This window comes from Thermodesulfovibrio sp. 3462-1, assembly GCF_040451425.1.
In the GTDB taxonomy this organism is placed as follows: domain Bacteria; phylum Nitrospirota; class Thermodesulfovibrionia; order Thermodesulfovibrionales; family Thermodesulfovibrionaceae; genus Thermodesulfovibrio; species Thermodesulfovibrio obliviosus.
This window is the reverse complement of sequence record NZ_CP144374.1, coordinates 882,741-905,743: the sequence shown is the minus strand read 5'-3', so window position 1 is coordinate 905,743 and position 23,003 is coordinate 882,741. Positions and strand designations below refer to the sequence as shown.

General features: G+C 33.7%; 22 protein-coding genes, 1 tRNA gene and 2 pseudogenes. 4 read left to right on the top strand and 21 right to left on the bottom strand.

Features of this window, described 5'->3' with window-relative positions; all coding sequences use genetic code 11:
• Nucleotides 1-92 precede the first annotated feature (92 nt).
• The 8 genes and pseudogenes from rpiB to fsa all read right to left on the bottom strand — a co-directional run bounded on the left by rpiB (nucleotide 93) and on the right by fsa (nucleotide 6,544).
• Nucleotides 93-539 (bottom strand): ribose 5-phosphate isomerase B, encoded by a 447-nt coding sequence (gene rpiB, locus V4D31_RS04635; RefSeq protein ID WP_353687070.1) that lies wholly within the window; start codon nucleotides 537-539, stop codon nucleotides 93-95.
• A gap of 21 nt (nucleotides 540-560) precedes the next feature.
• Nucleotides 561-1,403: a phosphoglycerate kinase gene (locus V4D31_RS04630; protein ID WP_353687069.1), complete on the bottom strand. Its 843-nt coding sequence runs from the start codon at nucleotides 1,401-1,403 to the stop codon at nucleotides 561-563.
• Nucleotides 1,404-1,443: 40 nt separating this feature from the next.
• Nucleotides 1,444-1,953: a glyceraldehyde 3-phosphate dehydrogenase NAD-binding domain-containing protein gene (locus V4D31_RS04625; protein ID WP_353687068.1), complete on the bottom strand. Its 510-nt coding sequence runs from the start codon at nucleotides 1,951-1,953 to the stop codon at nucleotides 1,444-1,446.
• The gene (locus tag V4D31_RS04620) at nucleotides 1,950-2,891 is read right to left on the bottom strand and encodes a transketolase family protein (protein ID WP_353687067.1); all 942 of its coding nucleotides are present in this window, start codon (nucleotides 2,889-2,891) and stop codon (nucleotides 1,950-1,952) included. Before V4D31_RS04620 ends, V4D31_RS04625 begins: the two co-directional genes overlap by 4 nt.
• 12 nt (nucleotides 2,892-2,903) lie before the next feature.
• Entirely contained in the window at nucleotides 2,904-3,752 is an 849-nt protein-coding gene (locus V4D31_RS04615) for a transketolase (RefSeq protein WP_353687066.1), read from the bottom strand.
• A 2-nt stretch (nucleotides 3,753-3,754) separates the two neighbouring features.
• A pseudogene (locus V4D31_RS04610) lies at nucleotides 3,755-4,597 on the bottom strand (phosphoribulokinase).
• Nucleotides 4,594-5,877 (bottom strand): annotated as a pseudogene (gene rbcL, locus V4D31_RS04605) (type III ribulose-bisphosphate carboxylase). The pseudogenes V4D31_RS04610 and rbcL overlap by 4 nt, the downstream one beginning before the upstream one ends.
• Nucleotides 5,878-5,893: 16 nt before the next feature.
• The gene (fsa, locus tag V4D31_RS04600; protein ID WP_353687065.1) at nucleotides 5,894-6,544 is read right to left on the bottom strand and encodes a fructose-6-phosphate aldolase; all 651 of its coding nucleotides are present in this window, start codon (nucleotides 6,542-6,544) and stop codon (nucleotides 5,894-5,896) included.
• Between the two features lie 206 nt (nucleotides 6,545-6,750).
• Here fsa and V4D31_RS04595 point away from each other — a divergent pair, with 206 nt between their 5' ends.
• Nucleotides 6,751-7,089 (top strand): hypothetical protein, encoded by a 339-nt coding sequence (locus V4D31_RS04595; protein ID WP_353687064.1) that lies wholly within the window; start codon nucleotides 6,751-6,753, stop codon nucleotides 7,087-7,089.
• A 2-nt stretch (nucleotides 7,090-7,091) separates the two neighbouring features.
• On the top strand, nucleotides 7,092-7,709 hold the full coding sequence (gene thiE / locus V4D31_RS04590) for a thiamine phosphate synthase (RefSeq protein WP_353687063.1): 618 nt from the start codon (nucleotides 7,092-7,094) through the stop codon (nucleotides 7,707-7,709).
• Here the strand turns inward: thiE and V4D31_RS04585 are convergent.
• From V4D31_RS04585 to rpsU, 10 genes are all read right to left on the bottom strand, one after another.
• Nucleotides 7,698-8,489 carry an inositol monophosphatase family protein gene (locus tag V4D31_RS04585; RefSeq protein WP_353687062.1) on the bottom strand — a complete coding sequence of 264 codons (792 nt, stop codon included), beginning with the start codon at nucleotides 8,487-8,489 and terminating at the stop codon, nucleotides 7,698-7,700. The genes thiE and V4D31_RS04585 overlap by 12 nt on opposite strands.
• Entirely contained in the window at nucleotides 8,486-9,007 is a 522-nt protein-coding gene (locus V4D31_RS04580) for a nitroreductase family protein (RefSeq protein WP_353687061.1), read from the bottom strand. The genes V4D31_RS04585 and V4D31_RS04580 overlap by 4 nt, the downstream gene beginning before the upstream one ends.
• Complete coding sequence (locus V4D31_RS04575) at nucleotides 9,000-9,914, bottom strand: ATP-binding protein (protein WP_353687060.1); 915 nt, start codon at nucleotides 9,912-9,914, stop codon at nucleotides 9,000-9,002. The genes V4D31_RS04580 and V4D31_RS04575 overlap by 8 nt, the downstream gene beginning before the upstream one ends.
• The gene (locus V4D31_RS04570) at nucleotides 9,896-10,294 is read right to left on the bottom strand and encodes a ribonuclease HI family protein (protein WP_353687059.1); all 399 of its coding nucleotides are present in this window, start codon (nucleotides 10,292-10,294) and stop codon (nucleotides 9,896-9,898) included. The genes V4D31_RS04575 and V4D31_RS04570 overlap by 19 nt, the downstream gene beginning before the upstream one ends.
• Nucleotides 10,291-11,031, bottom strand: a complete 741-nt coding sequence (locus V4D31_RS04565) for a C4-type zinc ribbon domain-containing protein (protein ID WP_353687058.1) — start codon at nucleotides 11,029-11,031, stop codon at nucleotides 10,291-10,293. Before V4D31_RS04565 ends, V4D31_RS04570 begins: the two co-directional genes overlap by 4 nt.
• Nucleotides 11,032-11,054: 23 nt before the next feature.
• Nucleotides 11,055-11,127 (bottom strand) — tRNA-Ile (locus tag V4D31_RS04560).
• 48 nt (nucleotides 11,128-11,175) lie between these two features.
• Entirely contained in the window at nucleotides 11,176-12,459 is a 1,284-nt protein-coding gene (locus V4D31_RS04555; RefSeq protein ID WP_353687057.1) for a sigma-70 family RNA polymerase sigma factor, read from the bottom strand.
• Nucleotides 12,452-14,152, bottom strand: a complete 1,701-nt coding sequence (gene dnaG / locus V4D31_RS04550) for a DNA primase (protein WP_353687056.1) — start codon at nucleotides 14,150-14,152, stop codon at nucleotides 12,452-12,454. Before dnaG ends, V4D31_RS04555 begins: the two co-directional genes overlap by 8 nt.
• A 9-nt stretch (nucleotides 14,153-14,161) precedes the next feature.
• Nucleotides 14,162-15,118 (bottom strand): NGG1p interacting factor NIF3, encoded by a 957-nt coding sequence (locus tag V4D31_RS04545; protein ID WP_353687055.1) that lies wholly within the window; start codon nucleotides 15,116-15,118, stop codon nucleotides 14,162-14,164.
• A 79-nt stretch (nucleotides 15,119-15,197) separates the two neighbouring features.
• Nucleotides 15,198-15,395, bottom strand: coding sequence for a 30S ribosomal protein S21 (gene rpsU, locus V4D31_RS04540; RefSeq protein WP_353687054.1), 198 nt, complete (start codon nucleotides 15,393-15,395; stop codon nucleotides 15,198-15,200).
• Nucleotides 15,396-15,487: 92 nt separating this feature from the next.
• Between rpsU and V4D31_RS04535 the strand changes: the two genes are divergently transcribed.
• The gene (locus V4D31_RS04535) at nucleotides 15,488-16,678 is read left to right on the top strand and encodes a putative DNA modification/repair radical SAM protein (protein ID WP_353687053.1); all 1,191 of its coding nucleotides are present in this window, start codon (nucleotides 15,488-15,490) and stop codon (nucleotides 16,676-16,678) included.
• Here V4D31_RS04535 and V4D31_RS04530 read toward each other — a convergent pair.
• Both V4D31_RS04530 and V4D31_RS04525 read right to left on the bottom strand, forming a co-directional pair.
• On the bottom strand, nucleotides 16,667-17,704 hold the full coding sequence (locus V4D31_RS04530; protein ID WP_353687052.1) for a zinc-dependent dehydrogenase: 1,038 nt from the start codon (nucleotides 17,702-17,704) through the stop codon (nucleotides 16,667-16,669). The two genes, V4D31_RS04535 and V4D31_RS04530, sit on opposite strands and share 12 nt — an antisense overlap.
• On the bottom strand, nucleotides 17,704-19,686 hold the full coding sequence (locus V4D31_RS04525; RefSeq protein ID WP_353687051.1) for a methyl-accepting chemotaxis protein: 1,983 nt from the start codon (nucleotides 19,684-19,686) through the stop codon (nucleotides 17,704-17,706). The genes V4D31_RS04530 and V4D31_RS04525 overlap by 1 nt, the downstream gene beginning before the upstream one ends.
• A 106-nt stretch (nucleotides 19,687-19,792) precedes the next feature.
• On the opposite strand from V4D31_RS04525, the gene V4D31_RS04520 reads away from it, so the two are divergent.
• Nucleotides 19,793-20,239: a cupin domain-containing protein gene (locus tag V4D31_RS04520; RefSeq protein WP_353687050.1), complete on the top strand. Its 447-nt coding sequence runs from the start codon at nucleotides 19,793-19,795 to the stop codon at nucleotides 20,237-20,239.
• Nucleotides 20,240-20,331: 92 nt separating this feature from the next.
• Here V4D31_RS04520 and secA read toward each other — a convergent pair whose 3' ends face one another.
• Entirely contained in the window at nucleotides 20,332-22,974 is a 2,643-nt protein-coding gene (secA, locus tag V4D31_RS04515) for a preprotein translocase subunit SecA (protein WP_353687049.1), read from the bottom strand.
• Nucleotides 22,975-23,003 lie beyond the last annotated feature (29 nt).

Here is a 23,003-nt window from a genome sequence, read left to right as displayed (position 1 = left end):
GGTTTCTTCCTTAGATGAAAATACAGCACTCCAGATTAAATTGTCTACATCATTAAAATCAAGCTCTTCAATATTTTGAGCAATTAAATCTTTCATAGCCTGCCCTCCTCAATTTCTATTATTTGATTAACTCTTCCTAAATGCCTTCCTCCTTCAAATTTAGTCAAAAGAAAAACATCAACAATTCTTTTTGCTGTATCTTCTTCAGTAAATCTTCCTGCAAGAGCAATAATATTTGCATCGTTGTGCTGTCTTGCAAGTCTACAAAGCTCTGGAGTATAAACCAAAGCACATCTTATTCCTTTTATTTTGTTTGCTACAATTGAAGCTCCTATCCCTGAACCACACATTACAATTCCTCTTTCACATTGTCCATTAGCTACTGCCCGAGCAGCCTTTGAAATAAACAAAGGATAATCAGCCGATTCTTCACTGTAACATCCAAAATCAATTACTTCATGTTCTAAGTTATTAAGATAATGCTTTATTCTTTCTTTTAAAGAAAATGCTGCATGATCTGTTGCCATTGCTATTTTCATAGCAGCCTCCTTTATTCAATATCAAGAAATTGCTTCAAGTGCAGGCAATGAAGAACCCTCTAAAAACTTTAAAAAAGCTCCACCTCCAGTTGAAATATGATCAAAATGGGAAATTAAATTTGAAGAATTTAAAACTTCAGCAGTGTCTCCTCCTCCGCATATTTTTATTGCTTTAGACATGCCAATTGTTAAGGCTATACTTTTTGATCCCCATGAAAATTTAGGAATTTCATAAATTCCCATAGGTCCGTTCCATAAAATTGTATTTGCAGAGTTTATTTCCTTTTTATAAATTTCAAATGTTTTTGGACCTATATCAACTACTTGATAGTCTTCAGGAATTTCTTCTCGAGAAACATACTTTGTTTCTGTATTGTCGCTGATTGTTTTTGCAACCATAACATCCTGTGGAAGCAGAAGTTTGCATCCCCTCTGTTCTGCTTTTTTCATTATTGCTCTTGCTACATCTAAGGAGTCTTCTTCATAAAAAGATTTTCCTACCTGGTATCCCAATGCTTTAAAAAACGTACAAGCCATTGCTCCACCAATACAAATTATCTGAGCTTTGTCAAGAAGTCTTTCAAAAACTCTTATTTTGTCAGATATTTTTTTCCCTCCTAAAATAAACAAAAAAGGTTTTTTTGCTTGCTCTATTAATCCATTTATGGTATTTATCTCCTTTTCAGTTAAAAATCCAATCATTGAAGGTAAAAATTTAGGTAAAGAAACTACACTGGCATGCTTTCTATGAGCAGTTCCAAATGCTTCAAAAACATATATATCTGCCAGTGAAGCTAAAAACTTTGCAAACTCTTCATCATTGCTTGTTTCTCCAGGATGAAATCTTAAATTTTGTAAAAGCAAAATTTCTCCATCTTTTAGCAATTTTAGAGTATCTTTAACTTCATCTCCTCATGAAGGAACAAAGTGAATTAGGAGCTGTACAGTTTGTTGTGCAAGAGGCAGCTGAAATAATTTTATGTTCCGGCTTTATTTCAGCATGATTTACTCCATAAACAACCATTATGTCTGATTCAGCGCTTGGAGCTGTAATTAAAACTCTTTTAGCCCCTGCTTCAATGTGTTTGTAGGAGTCCTCTTTTTTCTTAAATTTTCCTGTAGCCTCAACAACAAGGTCAATTTCAAGTTCTTTCCACGGAAGCTTTGTTAAATCCTGTCTTTCCTCAATAATTTTAATTTTTTTGCCATCTACCAATAAATGGTCAGAGTCATAGGAAATTTCTTTATTGTTAAATTCTCCATATACCGAGTCATGTTTAAGAAGATAGCTAAGCATCTCAGTGTTTTTTGAACTGTTAATAGCAACTAAATCAACATTTTCAGGATTTTCATTAAAAAGGATTCTTGTTACCAATCTTCCTATTCTTCCAAAACCATTTATAGCAACCCTCATAGGCTACCTCCTTTTAAAGTTATTACACCATTAACAATATCATCAGAGGTAAGACCATAATGTTTAAGAAGTTCTTCAGGTTTTCCTGACTGACCAAAATGATCTTTAATTCCAATCTTTTTTACAGGACATGGATACTCCTCAGAGAGTACCTCACATACTGCACTACCAAGTCCGCCTATTATGCTGTGTTCTTCTACTGTTACAACACATCCTGTTTTTTTGACAGAATTTAATAGTGTTTCTTTGTCAATTGGTTTTATTGTGCTCATATTAATGACTTCAGCAGTGATGCCATGAGAATTAAGCTTCTCTCGAGCTACCATAGCTTCATACACCATTGTTCCACAGGCTACTATAGTTACATCTGAACCTTCTGTTAATACATAAGCTTTCCCAATTTTAAATATATAGTCTTCAGGTAGAACCTGCGGAGTTGGAGCTCTGCTAAGTCTTAAATATACAGGACCAAAATGTCTTGCTGCTGCAATTGTTGCTTGATAAGCTTCTGTGCTGTCTGCAGGAACTATTACAGTCATTCCTGGAATTGCTCTCATTATGGATATATCATCAATAGATTGATGGCTTGCTCCATCTTCACCAACTGTCACTCCTGCATGACTTGCAGCAATTTTCACATTCAGTTCAGGATATGCAATGCTTTGAAATATCTGGTTTAAAGCCCTTTGAGTTGCAAATATAGCAAAAGTGGAGGCAAACACTATAAATCCACACGTAGCAAGACCTGCTGCCATTCCCATCATATTTGCTTCTGCAACTCCTGCATTGAAAAATCTTTCAGGAAACTCTTTTGCAAACTTTACTGTATATGTTGACTTTGATAAATCAGCATCCAATACAACAACATTTGGGTTGCTTTTGCCCAGATCCACAAGAGCTGAACCATAAGCCTGTCTTGTAGCTATTTTCTTTTGCATTTTTTTACCTCCTTACACTAACTCATAAACTCCTTGGAGTTCTTTAAGAGCCTCTTCAGCCTCCTCAGCCTTAGGAGCTTTACCATGCCAGTCAACATTGTTTTCCATAAATGAGACTCCTTTACCTTTAACAGTATTTGCCACTATTGCAAGAGGTTTTGATATATATGGAATTATCTGGAATGCCGGAATTATTTCACCAAAATCATGTCCGTTTATTTCAAGTGTCATCCAGCCAAAGGCTTTCCATTTTTCAACAAATGGCTCTAAGGACATAACCTCTTCTGTATTTCCATCAATTTGAAGTCTATTTCTGTCAATGATTGCAATTAAGTTGTTAAGTTTGTAATGCGATGCAGCCATTGCAGCTTCCCAAACCTGACCTTCTTGACATTCTCCATCTCCTAAAAGGACAAAAACACGATATCCAAGTTTTTGAATTTTTGCACCTAAAGCCATTCCAACTCCTACTGAAAGACCTTGACCAAGAGAGCCTGTAGATATTTCAATTCCTGGAACCTTTTTCATATCAGGATGTCCCTGAAGTGGAGATCCAAATTTTCTTAAACTATGAAGCCAGTCTTTTGGAATAAAACCAAATTCAGCTAAGGTTGCATAAAGTGCAGGTGCAGCATGTCCTTTTGAAAGGATGAATCTATCTCTGTCCATGTCTTCTGGATACTCTGGATTAAGTCTTAAAACTTTAAAATAAAGAGTTGTTAAAATCTCAACGCAGGAAAGACTTCCTCCAGGATGTCCACTGCCTGCCTTAGCAATCATCTCAATTATGTTTTTTCTTATTCTTGAAGCTACTGATTGTAATTCTGTGTAATTTGAAACTAATTCAAATGTTTCAAACATTTTTACACCTCCTTTTCGTTTTTCAAATTTCTTATTTGTTTAAGTATGCTTGCAACTAAAACAGCTGCAAGCATATATGGTTCAAGCTCTTTTTCTTTTATTTTGAAAGAACTATCAATTTTAAATATTTTCTTTGCTTCATCGATTGTAAATGGTCGAGCTATCTCATAAACATTCCATTTTTTGCCTCCATACCATTCTGTTACAGCATTCCAGGAATCAGGGTCATTTAAAATTTTTTTGAACCATTGAGCATCTATAGAATCATTCCACTGTACAGCTATAGAATTATTAGAATGCAGTTTTAGCTTTATTAAAATGTCAGCATATTGAGACTGAGGTTCAACAAAGTTTCTTATGTCTTTTTGCCTTTCTCTTATCTCTTCTATTACTTTTTCAGCAAAATATCCTCTTTCTACAACATCTCTTTGAATTTTCCATATTATTTTTAGTTCAAGATCAGTGTCATAGTAAATTTTTAAATCATAGATCACAGCAAGCACACTAAAGTAAAATGTATGCAATCCTTCACATATTATGTAGGGAACAGGAAATACCCATTCAGTCTCCCCAAATTTTCCAGTTGAGTGATCATATACAGGTTTTAAAATTTTTTTACCTTGTTTAAGATGCCACATATGTTCTATAGCCAGCCCAAGATTGTTCGCCCGAGGATGAAGCGGGGTTATCTTTACAGCTTTTCTTTCTTATCTGTCTAAGGAGTGATAATCATCAAAGCATATTTCTCTTACTTCTTTTTCTCCTAACAAATTAGCCAGAGTTTTAACAAATGTACTTTTTCCGCTTCCACTGTCTCCTGCAATTCCTACTAAAACTGGCTTCATTTTATTACCACCCCTTTCCATTTTTCTAAGGCTCTTGCCAGTTCTTTACTTTTCTTTGCTGCTTCTTCCAGAGTTTTACCTTGAACTGCTGCCTCAGCAGCATCCCTTATAGCTTTTGCTCCTGAGCGAGTTCCATCAGGATGTCCATGAACTCCTCCACCAAACTGAAGCACAGCCTCAATTCCAAATATACTGACAAGATCAGGAACATGGCCAGGATGAGGTCCTCCAGAAGCAACTGAAAAAACAGGTTTTATATTTCACCAACTTTGAGGAGGTAAAGGAGCATTAAGAGTGTGTTCAGAGTTTCCTAAAGCTTCATGGCAGACCATTACATCAGCTTTGTCACCTTCCATTTTTCCTACCACTGTTCCGATATGAAGTTGGTCAACTCCTGCAAGCCTTGAAAGCTTTGCTAAAACAAGCATGTGAATTCCATGATTCTTAGGACGCGCAAAACTTGCATACATTGCTCTGTGAGCATGAATTATTAGTCCTAAATTAGCATTCCTTACAGCTTGCAGTCCTGAAAATCCTGCTGTAACAATATCAACCATTACATAGGTTCCACCATTGTTTTTCACAAACTGAGCCCTTCTCAGCATTTCCTCAGTAGGAGCAGTGATATTGGGCAAATAAGCCTTTTTCTCTCCTGTTTCCTTTTCTGCTTTTTGCACTGCTTCAAGACACCGTAAAACTCTTTCTTCAAAGTTTGAAAAAACTTGATGTGTAAGATTTTCATCATCCTTTACAAGATCAAGTCCTCCAGCAAGAGAGTTGTATACAACTTCTGCCTGCTCTTTCGGTGAAAGCCCGAGTTTTGGTTTCACAATTGTGCCAATAAGTGGTCTGTGCTTTACATTTAAAACATCTCTTACGCCACTAACTCCAAAAGCAGGACCTGGAAGATGTTTTGTAAAAATTGAAGTTACCCGTATGTCAAGTAGTCTTAAAGCCTTAACTGCTTTCATTCCAAAAACATTTCCTGCAATGCTGCTTAAAAATTGAGGGATATTGCTTGGTTCAAAAAGTGCCTCAGGATAAGCTATATACACAACATTGTCCTCTATTGCATAAACTTTTGCTCTTAATTCGTCCCATATGCTTTGTTTCATAGTTGCAAGGTCTGTCCAGGTGCCAATTGAACTTTCTGAAGCAACAGCTCCTGCTGCTTCTTCTACAGTTACATCTTCTGCTGGCTCTACATAAAATGCAGCTAAAACATCACTTTCTCTTGGAATGTATCCAATTTCTAAAAAATCAATATACTTCATCTTCATTTCTCTTTCCTCCTTTTTATTTTTTATGAAGACTTTCCCAGTCTTTTAAAAATCTTTCAATACCTATATCTGTAAGCGGATGTTTAAACATGCTTTCAAGAACCTTTGGCGGAATGGTAGCAATATGAGCACCAGCAAGAGCACTTTCTACGACATGAATTGGATGACGAATGCTTGCAGCAATTATCTTTGTTGTAAAATTATAAATTCTGAATATTTCTGCCAATTCTCGAACAATAGTTAATCCATCATGAGAAATGTCATCAAGCCTTCCAATAAAAGGACTTACATAAGTAGCTCCAGCTTTTGCTGCAATAATTCCTTGATTTGTTGAGAAAATAAGGGTAACATTTGTTTTAATTCCTTCCTTTGAAAGAACATTTACAGCTTTCATTCCTTGTTCTGTCATAGGAATTTTAACTGCAATATTAAATCCCCATGAAGCATACTCACGAGCTTCTCTTATCATTCCTTCAGCATCTGTTGATATTACTTCAACGCTTACAGGTTCACGCACAAGGCTTGATATTTCTTTTATAACGCTTTTTACATCCTTAGCTCCTGCCTTGGCTAACAAAGTAGGATTTGTTGTAACTCCATCAACCACTCCTGTAACTGCCCATCTTCTTATTGCTTCAATTTCTGCTGTGTCTAAAAATATTTGCATATCTTCCTCCTTTCATTTTTTTGATTTTAATAAAGCAAGCAATTTCTGTGCCAAACAAAAAAATAAGAAAAATTAAGACGTTAAAAAAAAGCTCGTTATGAAAGGTAACATTGTTAGGTAACAAATAAAAGTAACAGAGATTGTCTTTAGAATTTTGAAAATGTTAAAATTTTTTAAATTTATGAGTCTAGACAGTAAATTACTCAATGAAATACTGGATACTGCAGAAAAAAAATTTTGTATGTCTTAGATGTGCAGAGTGTTGTTATCGTTGGGCAGTGCCACTGCCAAATGGAGTAAAGAAGCCTGAAAACCAGAAGTGTCCATATTTAACTGATATTTCAATAAACGGAAATCAATGGAAAGAAGCATCATGCACAAGTTATAAAAATCGTCCAGAGGTTTGCATAAACTTCAAAATAAGCTTTGCTACTTTTTGTCCAATTGGGATGTGGAAGTGGCTTAAATTAAAAGAAATTAAACCGGAAATTGATTTACCTGAAAGAATTAAAAAAATTATAGAATTTTTAAAGGAACTTAGATAAAAATGCTGAAATTAAAAGGACTTTATGTAATAACAGATGAAAAATTAACTCCCTATGAAAAAATTCTTGAAATGGTTGAAGAAGCTTTAAATGGAGGTGCTTGTGTAGTTCAGCTCAGGGATAAAACCAACTCTGATAATTTTCTTCTTCCTTATGGATTTTTATTAAAAGAGCTTTGCGAAAAATATAATGCCTACTTTATTGTAAATGATAGAGTAGATTTAGCTATGAAGTTAGATGCTCATGGAGTTCATATTGGCAAAGAAGATGCTGATATTTCTGAAGTAAAAGAAAAGTTAAAAAACAAAATTATAGGTGTCTCTTGCTATGGTGATATTAAAAAAGCTAAAAACATGGAATCTTTAGGTGCCTGTTATGTTGCCTTTGGAAGTTTTTATTATTCACCAACTAAACCTCAAGCTGAAATAGTTGATAAATCTATTATCATAGAGGCTAAAAAAATTCTTTCTATTCCTGTTTGCGTAATAGGAGGATTGAATGTTGAAAGAGCTAAAGAGTTAGTAAATCTTGGTGCAGATATTGTTGCAGTAGTAAGTGATATCTGGACTGCTCCTTCAATCAGAGAAAGAGCTAAGGAGTATAAAAATTTATTTACTTGATAAAACTTCTCTTATTTTTTTCACTAAGAAAGAATGAATTACAGGATTGCCTGCTATGATATGTCCTGTTTTTAAATATTTTTCTTCTCCATCAAAATCTGATACCACTCCGCCTGCTTGTTTTATTAAAACTATACCTGCTGCAATGTCCCAGGGACTTAAAGCAAATTCAAAGAATCCATCCACTCTTCCGCATGCGACATAGGCAAGATCAATTGCTGCAGCACCAGCTCTTCTTAGATCACTGACAGAGTAAAGAAGTGATTGAAATATTTTTACATAACTTGGAATGAATTGTTTGTTTCTGAACGGAAAACCAGTTGCAATAAGGCTCATTTCTGGTAAACTCAGTGTGGATACTCTTATTTTTTCTTCATTTAAAAAAGCACCACTGCCAGCTTCAGCATAAAAGGTCTCACCTCTTGTTGGATCATGAACAACTCCTAAAACAAGCTCGCCTTTATACATCAAAGCAATAGATATGGCAAAAACAGGGAAAGCATGAATAAAATTTGTTGTTCCATCAAGAGGATCAATTATCCATAGATATTCTGCCTTTTTATAGTCATTTGATGACTCTTCAGACATTATCTGATGAGTTGGAAAGTGCTTTTTAATGTGAGCAATTATTGTCTTTTCTGATAAAACATCTACTTCTGTTACATAATCTGATATACTTTTTTGAGTGACTTCATTGTCTTTGATTGTCCCAATTCTTTCTTTAATAATATTTCCTGCTTTCTGGGCAGCTTCTATTGCAACAGTAAGATACTCTTTCATTCAACAAACTCCACTGCTTCATTAATTGACACTCTTGGTGGTGCTAAAGGCACATATGCTGGATATCCAACAGGCAATATAACAACAGCTCTTAAATGTTTTGGCAGAGCAAGAATTTTTGAAACTTCCTCTTCTCTAAATGCTCCAACCCAGCAACTTCCAAGCCCATTTTCATGAGCAACAAGCATTGCATTTGTAATGCTTGTTGCCACATCCTGTATTGCATACAGCTGCACACCTCTTTGTCCATATCTTGGAAAGATTTTATTTTTATCTATGCATCCAACAATAACCAACGGGGCATCGGCTATAAATGTTTGATATAAAGCTGCCTGAGCAAGTTTTCCCTTTGTATCTTTGTTTTTTACAAAATAAAATTTTCTTGCCTGAAGATTTCCTGCAGACGGAGCCCATATCAGGGCTTCAATAAGCTTTTTAATAATATCATCAGGAATTTCTTTTTTTAAAAAAGACCTAATACTTCTTCTTTCTTTAACCGCTTTTAAAACTTCACCCATTTTTATATTTTAGCAACTTTTCTTTAAGTCTGCAAACACTGCAAAGTTCTAAAGTTGTAAGGTAACCACAATTTTTGCATCTTTGTAGTAGCAATTCCTCAGAGGATTGACAATAGAATTTGTTCATTCTTTTTAAAAAGCCTTTGTAAAATCCTATAATTGAGCCTGGAAACTCTTTGTTTATTTCATAGACAAGCTTTTTAAATACCTCGTAAACTCCAGACTTATAAGGACAGGTTTCACTAACATAGGTTATGTTAGAGAGTTTACAGAAAAGTTCAGTTTCTTCCTCTGTAATAAGGCAAAGAGGTTTGACCTTCCTGCTTAATCCTTCTTTTTCTTGAAGAACTGGGGATTGTCTTGCTAAAAGTTCATCATGCCAGAAGATCATGTTTTTTAAAATAAATGAAACTTCATCATTAAGAGTATGTCCTGTTACAATTGTTTTGCCATCTGCCTGTTTATTTAAAATATATCTTCTCAGCATTCCACAGACAGCACATACAGGTTTTTTTAGTATTTTTGAGATTTCTTCAAGCGATATTTCAATTTCTTCTTTTAAGTGAACAATTTTTAAAGGAATTTTTTCTATTTCGCAAAAATTCTGCACAATTTCAATGGATTTTTTTGAAACTTCACCTAAGTCTGCATTTATATGGAAGGCTTTTATACTGTATCCTAAGTCTTTTAATGCTTTAGTAACGCTCATACTGTCTTTTCCACCTGAAAGAGCCACTATGAGACTGTCTTTTGGTCCAAACATTTTAAATTTTTCCACTGTTTCCTGAACTCTTTTTTTAAAAAAATGAGGGAAACAGTCAAGACAGACTCTTAAATTATAATGCCTCAGGCTTACTCCTTCTTTTAAACTACCGCAGATTTTGCATCTTACTCTTTTTGTTTGCATGATGCTTCTTTTGCAAGTTTATCTGCTAAAGAGTTCTCTTCCCTGTAAATATGCGATATCTGATATTTTTTAAATCTGCTTAAAAGTTCTCTAACTTTTTCATAAAGTGGTATTAAATTTTTATTTCTTACTTTATAGACTCCTTTTATTTGACGCACAAGGAGTTCACTGTCTGAAAAAATTTCTATTTCTTCTGCTTTCTGGTTTAATGCTTCCTGTAATCCTCTGATTAATGCTGTGTATTCTGCTACATTATTTGTTGTTTTTCCAATGTATTCTGATATCGCTATTTTTTTGTTATCTAAAATAATCAAACATCCAATGCCTGCATTTCCAGGATTTCCCCTTGATGCACCATCACAGTAAAGCCGGGCTTTCACTGAGTTTGAACCTGTGCCTGCTCTAATTTTTTATCAGGTTTATAATAAAGAAATCTACCGCATTGAGGGCAATGATAAATTGATTGATTTAATTTTATTTCTACATAAAGCTGAGGCGGAATATGAAGAAAACAACCTTGACAAACTGAGTTTTTTACCTGAGCAACCGCTAATCCTTTATGTTTTTTCATCAGTTCTATGTATTCTTCATAAAGCTCTGATGGCAATTTATTTATTAATTCTTTTCTTTCTTTTTTGAGTTCTTCAATCTGCTGAGCTGTGATATCAATTTCTTTTTCCAATTGCTTCTTATTGTCTTCAATTTCTCTTTTTCTTGCATCAATGTCTGCCTTTATTTCTTTAAGAACCTTTTTTGCTTCATCAAGATCATATAAAATCAATAAAAGATTTTCTTCTTCTTTCTTTAAATTTTCTTGAACTAATTCAATTTCTTTTAACAATGCCTGGTATTCTTTATTTGTTTTTATTTGAGATGTTTTTTCTTTGAGTTTTTTTATTTTGTCGTTAATATCTTCAATTTCAATTTCTTTTTCTTTTCTCTTTTTTTCTAAATTTATAACTTTTTTGTTTTCATTTTCAAATTGTCTGTCAATTTCCTGCATTTTTTTCTCAAAATTTTTTATTTCCAGAGGAATTATTTCAAGTTTTTGTTTTAAAGAAAGAATTAAGAAGTCAATTTCTTGGAGTTTTATAAGAGTATCCAATTCTCCATTCACCTTTTATATCTCCTTATAAAAGATGGGCCCACCAGGATTCGAACCTGGGACCAACCGGTTATGAGCCGGTAGCTCTGGCCGCTGAGCTATGGGCCCTGAATAAATACATTACAAAATTACTATAACCTTATAAAGGTAGATTAGTCAACTGTCTCTAATAAAATCTCTAAGCCACTTAAGCCTGCATAGGCGTTTTAATTTCCTCATGGCTCTCATTTCAATCTGTCTTACTCTTTCTCTTGAAACAGAAAATTCTTTACCCACTTCTTCAAGACTTTTTGGTTTTTCCGTATTTATTCCAAATCGTTTCATTAATACTTCTTTTTCTCTTTCACTTAAAATTGAAAAAACTTTTTCAATTAAATATCTTAAATCGTTATTTAATGCTTCTTCATAGGGATTTGGAGAATTTACATCTTCTATGAAATCTTTTAACTGAGAGTCATCATCTCTAAATGAAATATCTATTGATATAGGCTCTTTAGTTATTGCAAGAAGCTCTGCAATCTTATCACTGGATAGATTCAAATTCGATGAAATTTCATATATGTCAGGTTCATTTTCTAAATTTTGATATAACTCACGATATACTTTATTTATTTTACATATACTGTCTATAACATGCACAGGAATTCTGATGGTTTTTGAGTGATCTGCCAAGGCTCTACTGAGTGATTGTCTTATCCACCATGTGGCATAAGTACTGAATTTGAATCCCTTTTTATATTCGAATTTATCAATAGCTTTTATAAGACCTATGTTTCCTTCCTGAATTAAATCCTCAAGGCTTAATCCTCTGCCAGTATATTTTTTCGCAACACTTACAACAAGCTTTAGGTTTGACTCTATCATTTTATTTTTAGCCTCTGTGAATTCGTTAAATGTCTGTTTTATAACTTTGAAGTGATTTAAAAATTCTTCATTTGACATTCTTGTAACATTCTTTAAATCCTTCCCTTTTATGATTTCTTTGCTTAATTTATCAAGCTCTTCCACAAACATATTTATTAACTCATCTCGCAAGGGAATATCAAATATTTTTTTTAAAAATTCTTTTGTAGTTTTTTTTCTTCGCATAATTTTCTTTATATTTTCTGAAACATTAATAAATATTTTTTTTATTTCCTCCACATCAATGTTGTCTTCCTCATCAAGAATTTCTTTAGCTTTTTCAGGGTCTTTTGAAAAAATATTACTCAATGCATAGATTTTCTTCTGGACAAAGGGAATATAAAGCAATTGTTTTATTAACTCCATCTTTTTATCATGTATGATCTTTGCAATATTTTCTTCTTCCTGTTTGGACAAAACAGGAAAGGCACTAATACACTTAAAGTAAAGCCTTAGAGAATCATAAACTTGTGCTGATTTATCAGTATCTTCATCTTTTTCAATAAATTCATTGAAAAAATCTTTTTGTTCATCCATTGTAGTTTCGTATAATACTTTTCCTTATTTTAATTAATTCATTAAGGTTTTTTTCATCACCTAATTTTGCAACTTCTTTAATTTTTTTATCAATAGATTTAAGTGCGAGTTTTTTTATGCAGTCTTTCATATTTTGTATAACTGATTCTTCATCAATCTCAGAGGTCATTATCAATTTAGAAATAAAAGCTTTTTCCTCTTCATCAAGCATATTTAATAGTTTATTTAATGAGAACTCGCTATTTCTTTGTAATTCCTGTATTTTTAAAAAAATATTTCTTATTGACTGAATTTCAAAATCTTCAATTTTAACTTTTTCAAGTATATAATTGATTTTTTCAGGATAGGAAAGCACTATACGAAGAAGAATTTCTTCTTCTTTAGAACCTGAATATGCTTTAAGATCAATTCTTTCTTTTTTAGAAGTTTTATTGGAAATAATTTGTTTAAGTTCTTCTCTGAGAGTTATTTCATTAATTCCAGTTTTTTCTGAAAGTTCTTTTAAAAGTTCATCACGATATATCAGATCTTTAAGGTAGCTCAACATATTTAGAAAATTACGAATTCCCTCATTTAATTTTTTTTGTGGATAGCTCTTTATGATTAAATCAACAGGAGATAAAGCTTTGGATAGATAGTTTTTAAATGCCTTTTCTCCGTACTTTTGCAAGAAACTGGCAGGATCTTCTTTTTCAGGTAATAAAACTATTTTTACTATGAATCCTCCATTAAACAGTGACATTAGGGATCTCTGAGCAGCTAAAATTCCTGCTTCATCTCCATCAAATATTAACAATATCTTATTGGTAAATTTTTTTAAGTTATTAAGAATTCTTTTTGTCTTTTCTAATTGTTCCTGAGTAAGAGCTGTACCTAAGGGTGCTACTGTGTTTTTAAACCCGTACTGATGACAAAGAATTACATCCATATAACCTTCTACTACAATTACATATCCTTTCTCCCTGATGTATTGCTTTGCATGCCAGAATCCAAAGAGATTTTCTCCTTTTTTAAATATAGGTGTGTCTGGCGAATTAATATATTTTGGAAGCTCTACTGCCCTTTCAATGAGTCTTCCTCCAAATCCTATAACTCTGCCTGTTAAATCCTGAATTGGAATAATAATTCTGTTTCTGAAAAAATCATAAGAGTTGTTAACTAATCCAGAAGAATTAATTAAACTTTCGTCAAAACCTTTTTCTTTTAAAAAATTGTATAAAGAATTTCGTTCCTCGGAAGCATAACCAATTTTAAAAATTTCTACAGTTTGTTCATTAATTCCTCTACTTTTAAGATACTGTTTTGCCTTCTCAGAGTTTTTTAATTGAGATATATAGTAATGCAAGGCCTGCTCATATATTTCATAAAGCTTTTCTTTTGATGCGTAAGAAAAGCTTTTTTCAGAGGGTTCAAATTCTAAACCTGCTTTTTTTGCAAGAATTGAAATAGCTTCAGAGAAACTAACTTTTTCATACTCCATAACAAAAGTAATAATATCTCCACCTTTTCCGCAGCCAAAACAATGAAAAATTTGTTTTGAAGGATTTACAAAAAATGAAGGAGTTTTTTCCGGATGAAAAGGGCAGAGAGATTTGTAATTTTGACCAGTTTTTTTTAAATCAATGTATTCAGAGATAACATCAACAATATCTAATCTGTTTTTAATCTCTTCTAAGATTTTTTGATAATTCATTGCAAAGGCTTAATGCCTGCTAAAGCGCTTAAAACCTGAGCACTCTAAAATCTTGATATCCTCTCCTTCTGTTATTTTATCCAGAAGTAAATTTAATCCAAGGGTATCACTTGCTATATGTCCAGCAATTACTACATTTATATGATTTTTTTCTGCTTCTTTGCGATGTTCTTCACTTAAATGCATAGCTACCACTGTATTTATTCCGCTTAAAGCCATGCTTTGAAAGATGTCCTTTGCTCCCTCAGTTCCACCTGTCATATCAACAAATATTTTCCCTGCTTTTCTTTCCTTACTTCCAATAAGAATCCTTGGTCCTGCACAATTTTTTTCAGCCTCTTTATACTCAGGAATTTCTAAGAGCAAATCCAGGACATCTTCCAGAGTATAAGGCTTGTTTTCATCAAAAAGTTTTTGCAGATAGGTAGCAACCATATTGTCTGCTGGCGTATGAAGACACATAAAAGGTATATTAAGAAGTCTTGCAGCATCAACTGCCCTTGTATGATTCACTGGCATCAATTTTCTTTCTACTTCTTTTATCCTCGTCTCTAATAAACTTTCAGCAATATTAATTGGAACTCCGAATCTTCCAAGAATGTCAGCCTGCATGTGCATTACTGCAAAAAGCCTTGCATAGGCTCCACCTTCAGGATGATGGGAAAGAATCAGGTCTACTTTATTTCCACTTTGCCTTAAAGAATGAGCTAAAACAACTTCTCCAACTTCCATGTCTATACCAGCAATAATTGTTTTAATCTCTTCCTCACCTGTTCCAAAAAGTATTCTTGAATCACTATATGGATTTTCAAGGGATTCTATATCAAAAAATTCTTTCTTTTTTTCAGGAAGTGCTTCATAATCTTTTTTTCTTTTGGCAAGTTCTTTTAAAACTTCATCTTTACCTCTTGGATCATTTTCAATCCCTGTTTGAATAGCTTTTTTATATAAATCTCTCAGTTTCATGAATCCTCCTTAAATTTAAAATAAAATTACGGAGATTCCATTTTTACAGAATCTCCGTTCATATTAGCAGGACTTTAAATTACTTTGACAGCATTTTCATTTTTTTTGCTAATTTTTTCTTGGCAGCAAGAATCTTTTTCTTTCTTTTAACGCTTGGTTTTTCATAATGTTCTCTTTTTTTGATTTCAGAAAGTATTCCCTCTCTTTCGCACTGTTTTTTAAACATCTTCAATGCTGCCTCGAATGAATCCATCTCTTTAACATTTACAGAGGGCATTCAGTTGCTCCCCTCCTCTCTTTTTAGAATTTTAATAAATACTTTACCAGTAAAGCATTATTTTAGTCAATAAAAAAGTGTTAAAATATTTCATGTTTGTCAAGAAATCGCTTGATATTTACGAAAAATTATCCATTCTTGCAAATGGCGCAAAATTTGATATATCCTGCTGTCCTTCATTTGATAGAAAAAACTTTTCAAAAAAAGAAACTTTTTCAAAATTTGGAATACAAAATATATGGACCTCTAATGGAAGATGCATTCGCCTTCTTAAAGTATTACTTACAAATTTCTGTATAAATGATTGTGCTTATTGCATAAATAGAAAAAGAAATGATATTCAACGAACTATTATTATGCCTGAAGAATTAGCAAGAGTTGCCTATGAGTTTTACAGAAACAGGCAAATTGAAGGAGTTTTTCTAAGTTCGGGTATAATTAGCAGTCCTGACAAAACAATGCAGATGATGATTGATGCAGTAAAAATTTTAAGAATTAAATATCAATTCAAAGGATATATTCATTTAAAAATAATTCCTGATTCAGAAGAAACTGCTATTGCTGAAGCAGTTAAACTGGCAGACAGAGTAAGTATAAATCTGGAATTACCAACACAGCAGTCTCTTTCATTGATTGCTCCTCAGAAAAAATTGATTTCCATTCTTTGTGCAATTGAAAAAATAAACAAAATAATTGAAAATACTGACAAAGGAGCAAAAAGCCATACAACTCAGTTGATTGTTGGAGCAACTCCAGATACAGATTATGAAATTCTTCAACTCTGTGAAAATCTTTATAAAAACAATCAGAGGCTTAAAAGAGTTTATTTCTCTGCATATATTCCTGTAAATGATGATCCAAGACTTCCACAGATTCAAAAACCACCCATCCTTAAAGAGCACAGACTCTATCAGGCTGACTGGCTTATAAGATATTATGGATTTCAGGTTAAAGAAATTGTTTCAGAAGAAAAACCTTTTTTAAATGAAAAAATAGATCCAAAGCTTGATTGGGCTTTAAGGAATATTCATTTATTTCCTGTTGAGATCGAAACAGCTTGTTTTGAAACAATTCTCAGAGTGCCCGGGATAGGAATCACATCTGCAAAAAGAATCTTAAAAGCAAGAAAAACAACTTCTTTAACTCTTGAAGGACTCAAAAATCTTGGTGTTGTAATAAAAAGAGCAAAGCATTTTATAACAATTGGAGACAAGTATTACGGAAATAAAAATCTCATACAAAATTTCAAGCATACAATTGAGCAATACAGTTTAGCTATTTAACAATATCATGCACTTTAATGAATTTTTTGCCATTGCCGTAATTTCATAAGCCTCATTAACTTTTTCAATAGGGAATCTATGGGTAATGAGAACATTAGAATCAACTATGCCATTTTCTATGAATTTTAAAGCCTCTTTCGTATCATCAGGTCCGCAGGAGTAACTTGTTGTAATAGAGATATCATTGAAATAAATATCGTTTACTGAAAAACATAGTTTCTGTTCAGGCGAAGTTGGAGTAAATATTAAAAGAGTTCCACCTCGTGAAACAAGCCTTAAAGAATTTGTTATCACATCTACGCTTCCAGGTCCAATTATAACTGCCTGAGCCATTAATCCATCGGTTAAATTCTTCAGTTCTTCATAAATATCTTCCCGGGAAACATCAATTACATGATCTGCACCAGCTTTCATAGCTTTTTCAAGCCTGAAAGAAACCATGTCCGCACCTATAACTTTTTGGGCACCAAACTGTCTTGCAAGCATAATGTGTATCTGCCCCATTACACCAAGCCCAATTACAAGCACTGTATCACCTTTTTTTATATTAGCTCTTTTTAAAGATTTGACAACGCATGCAACTGGCTCAACCAGAGCTCCCTGTTCAAAGGATAGAGAGTCTGGAAGTTTCAAAGTATCGTTTCTTAAATTCACTTCAGGAACAACTATGTATTCAGCCATCCCTCCTGGAATAATTTTCGATTTTCTCCATGTCTCACATTGAACAAAATCACCACGTTTACAGTAAAAACAACCCATGCATGGTGCATGATGGTGCACTGCTACCCTGTCTCCTTCTTTCAAAAAAATTTCTGATTTAATTTCTTCTCCAATTTTTACAATTTCTCCTGAAATTTCATGACCTAAAACAAGGGGTGCTTTTTTTTCAATATACCACGGCATTATATCACCAGAGCATATTCCACAGGCTTTCACTTTAACAAGAGCATCTCTTGGTCCTGGCTCAGGAACAGGCATTTCCTCTATTTTTATCTCACCAAATCTATAAAGTTTTGCTACTCTCACTAAACTTTTACACCTCTAATTGCCTCTGCAAGCCTTTTTATTACATCATTCAGATTTTCAACTTCCTGTACCACCGCCTCTGTTGTATTTTTCACTTCCTGTGCAAGCATGCTTGAACGCTCTGCTGAACGGGCAACTTCATCAGAGGCTGACGATTGCTCTTCTGTTGCAGTTGCTATCTGTGTTATCTGATCTTTTACCTTTAAAGAATGCTCAGCAATTTTATTTAATGATTTTTTTACTTCATTTAATGCTTTCAGGGCTTCGGCTACTTCACGGGCAGTGACATCCATGCTTTTTAAACTTTCTTTTGATTCAGTCTGAACTGCAGTTATTTTCTGTGCTATTTCTTCAGTTGCTTTAATTGTTCGCTCTGCAAGTTTTCTTACCTCATCAGCAACTACTGCAAACCCGCGACCTTGCTCACCTGCCCTTGCTGCTTCAATTGCTGCATTCAAAGCAAGAAGATTTGTTTGATCAGCAATGTCTTTAATAACTGTAACAATATCTCCAATTTCTTCAACTCTGGTGTTTAAAGCATTTATAGTCTTTTTAAGCTCCACTGTTGAACGATTTGCTGATTGAACTGTTTTCATTGAATTCTCAGCAAGACCCTGCCCTTCTTTTGCTACATTCATACTTTCAGTTGCAAGATCAGAGGCTAATGCAGCATTTTTTGCAATGTCTGTTATTGTCTGACTCATCTGCTCAGCAGCAGTTGCAATCTGATGTGCCTGTGAAGTTTGCTCATTTGTTTTTGCTTTGACATTCTCAATATTTGCCTCCAGTGCACCGATTACCGACTGAAGTATTGATGCTGAATTTTTAATATTTCGGACAAGTTGCTGTGTAAACTCTTCCACTTTTATAACAGACCTTGCAATAAGGCCAACTTCATCTTTTCTTGTTCTGTAACCTTTACCAAATCCTATTGTGCTGAAATCTCCTTTTGCAACTTCTTCAAGCTTTTGTGCCATGTCAGGTATAGGCTTTAATGCCCTCTGTGTTACAACAAATATTAACAAGGCTACTGCTATTGCAGCGATTATATTTACAGCCCACATAAGATTTCTTATATAAGCTACCTCGCTTGCTATATCTTCAACATAACTTCCTGAGGCAATTATCCATCCCCATGAAGGATAATTTGTATAGGCAACAACTTTCTGTCTTGCAGAGGTTTCTCCTGGATTTTTCCATGGATAATAAATTACTCCTTCTTTTTTCTCAACAATTTCTTTTATAAACTCTCTTCCTTTAGCATCTTTTGAATCTATCATGTTTTTACCTTCTAAGGCAGGATGCACTATAAGTGTGCCTTTTCCATCAAGAACATACATATAACCAGTTTTTCCAACTTTAATGGAACGAATAAAATCTTTAAGATGTTTCATTGTTTTTGTTATATCAAATCCTATGAATAAAACTCCTACTACACTGCCGGATGCATCCTTAACAGGAACATATTTTGTCATGTAATCTTTTCCAAAAAGTGTTGCTTTACCAATATAGGTTTCACCTTTTAAAAGCAATTGATAGGCTGGATGATTTCTGTCAAGAGTTGTTCCAACTGCTCTTGTACCATCCTCTTTTTTAAGTGATGTAGCAATTCTTAAAAAATCATCGCCCTGTCTTTTAAATATTGTTGCAACTGAACCACCTGTAAGTGCTGTAAACTTGTCTGGAATTGAATTATCCGGCTTAATTGCAGCCGGACCCTGCGGGAGCATACTTTGAAAAATCTTCATGAACTTTTCAGCAGAATCCTTAGCAGCTTCATCAAAACAGGCAATCTGCTCCTTTACAAAATTTACCTCACGCTTCAGAGCATTAACATTGTAATTTTCAATTTTTGATTTTGTTTGTAAATAAATAACAAAAGCAACCGCAGAATAAACTATAAGAATTGATATCATTGAAAAAATAAATATTTTTTTACTCAATGAAAAAGAACCCATTAAATTTTGGATTTTCTTAAACATGCTCCCTCCCCTTTATTTCTTTTTTATTGCACAGTCTCATAATCTTATAATTTGGGATATTTTTCAAATTTGGACTATAATTATATATAACGGATATAAATATAACATGGATAAGAAAAAAAAGCAACAAAAATATCTTTGTGAACTGCCTTCAGTAAAAAAAATAAAAAAAAGTAAAATAATTAGATTTAAAAATGGAGCATGGCAGGGAATAAAAAGCCTTCCATATAAAGATAAAAAGGGAAACTGGATTTCTATTGAAAGATTTCCTTTAATAAAATCTGATTCAATTAAATTTGAGCTTAGATATTTTGAAATAGCCCCTGGTGGATGCTCCTCTCTTGAGTATCATAAACATTCCCATGTTGTTATATGTCTAAAGGGAAAAGGGAAAGTGCGTCTTGGTAAAAAAAATTACATTTTAAAATATCTTGATATACTCTACATAGCACCTAATGAGATACATCAGCTAATTAATCCTTTTAAGGAGCCTTTTGGATTCCTATGTATTGTTGATTCTCAGCGGGATAAACCTGTTGAAATTAATGAATAATATTCCTGTAAGCTGCTATAAAATTTTTTATTTCTTTGATAAAAATTTCAATATCAGATAAATTTTTCCTCAAAATTTTATACAGTTCCTCATCAAGCATTTTTACCGCAGCATTTTTTATATTTTTTGCCGCTACCGCATGGACAGGGATCGTTCCGTCCTATTTTTTTAGGTTTTTCAACTGGCCTATTCGCGCCATCTCCACCGCTTCTTTGAATCTTTTGTGTCTTTTGAACTTTAACTTGAGATTCCTCCCTTACCTGAATTTTAAACAGTCTTGTAAGAATGTCTGATATTATATTTCGTGACATCTCCTCAAAAAGTTCAAAAGCTTCTTTTTTATATTCTACAAGAGGATCCTTTTGAGCATATCCTCTAAGTCCAATCCCTTCTTTAATATGGTCTATTGCAAGAAGATGATCCTTCCACTTTGTATCAATAACATGAAGGAAAATCATCTTTTCCACATCACGCATCAATTGAGTTCCAACCTTTGACTCCTTTTGCTCATAGGCTTCCTTAAGTTTTTCATTGAGATACTGTTTTATTTCCTCTTTTGATTTATTGCTTAAATCAACATCAATATCGAATCTTACATTTATCTGCTCCTTAAGTTTCTCAATCCCTTCATCTTGCTCAGATAAATAAAAATCAACCAATTCATCAATTTCCATTTCAAGAAGTTCAAAAACTTTATCTTTCAATGATTCACTTTCAAGAACTTCTTTTCTGAAAGAATAAATCTCTTTTCTCTGACTGTTCATAACATCGTCATATTTAAGCAGATGTTTTCTTATATCAAAGTTGTGGGCTTCCACTCTTTTCTGAGCATTTTCAATTGCCTTTGAAACCATTTTGTTTTCTATTGGAGTGTCATCTTCAATTTTCAAAAAATGCATAAGATTCTGAAGTCTTTCTCCACCAAAAAGCCTCAGAAGTTCATCTTCAAGAGAAAGATAAAAACGGGAAGAACCAGGATCACCCTGTCTTCCTGCCCTACCTCTTAGCTGATTGTCAATTCTGCGGGATTCATGTCTTTCTGTACCAATTATATGAAGACCACCAAGTGAGACAACTTTTTCGTGCTCTTTTTCGCAAATTTCCTTGGCTTTTTTTAAAGCCTCTGTGAATTCTTCTTCAGTGTAGTTTTTTCCATTAAGCATTTCCCTCGCCAGAAATTCAGGATTTCCACCAAGAAGTATATCCGTTCCTCTGCCTGCCATGTTTGTTGCAATTGTTACAGCACCAATTCTTCCAGCCTGGGCAACAATTTCAGCTTCTTTATCATGATACTTGGCATTTAAAACATTGTGGGGAATTCCCTTTTTCTTAAGCATTCTACTGAGTAGTTCAGACTTTTCTATTGATGTTGTTCCAACCAGCACAGGTCTTCCTGTTTTATAACATTCTTCAATTTCTCTTACAACTGCTTCGTATTTTGCTTTTTCAGTTTTATAGACTGAATCTGGATAATCAATTCTTATCATAGGTTTATGGGTAGGAATTACGACAACTTCAAGATTGTATATCTCTGCAAACTCAGCTGCTTCTGTGTCGGCTGTTCCTGTCATTCCGGCAAGTTTTTTATACATTCTAAAGTAATTCTGAAAGGTTATTGTAGCAAGTGTTTGATTTTCCGCCTCTATTTTTAATCCTTCCTTTGCCTCAATAGCCTGATGAAGCCCATCAGACCAGCGTCTTCCTGGAAGAAGTCTTCCTGTAAATTCATCAACAATAATAACTTTTCCATCTTTTACAACATAGTCAACATCTTTTTTAAAAAAGTAATGAGCTCTTATAGCCTGATTAATATGATGCACTATCTGAATATTAGAAGGATCATAGAGATTGTCTATTCCAAGTAGTTTTTCCGATTTACGAGAACCCTGCTCTGTAAGAACCACTGTCTTTAGCTTTTCATCAAGTTTGAAGTCTTCATCAGGTTTCAGGTATTTGATAATTCTATTTACAGCGTAGTAAATATCCGTTGATTCTTCTGAAGGGCCTGAAATAATAAGAGGTGTTCTTGCTTCATCTATGAGAATACTGTCAACTTCATCAACAATTGCATAGTTAAGCTCTCTCTGACAGAGTTCATCAACATTGTAAACCATATTGTCTCTGAGATAGTCAAAACCGAATTCATTATTTGTTCCATAGGTAATGTCTGCAGCATAGGCTTGTTTTTTACTGCAAGGGCGAAGCCTGTCAAAGCGTTTATCAGCAACTCTGTAAGTGGGATCATAAACAAATGAGGCATCAGGCTGAATTACACCAACACTAAGCCCTAAAAAATTATAAATTGGCCCCATCCACTGAACATCTCTTCTTGCAAGATAATCATTAACTGTCACAACATGAACACCTTTGCCTTCCAGCGCATTTAAATATGCAGCCAGAGTTGCAACAAGGGTTTTACCTTCTCCTGTTTTCATTTCTGCAATTTTGCCCTCGTGAAGCACAATTCCACCCACAAGCTGAACATCAAAATGGCGCATTCCAAGAGTTCTTTTTGCAACTTCCCTGACTACTGCAAAGGCTTCTCTTAAGAGATCATCAAGGGATTCACCTTTTGAAAGTCTTTCTTTAAATTCTTCAGTTTTAGCTTTTAATGCTTCATCGGAAAGCTTGGAAATTTCAGGCTCAATTGCATTGATTTCCTCAACGATTTTGAAATATCTTTTAAGTTCTCTTTCATTCTTTGTTCCAAAAATTTTTTCCAGAATTTTTACCATAAATGTATCTTAAAATACCGTAACTCATT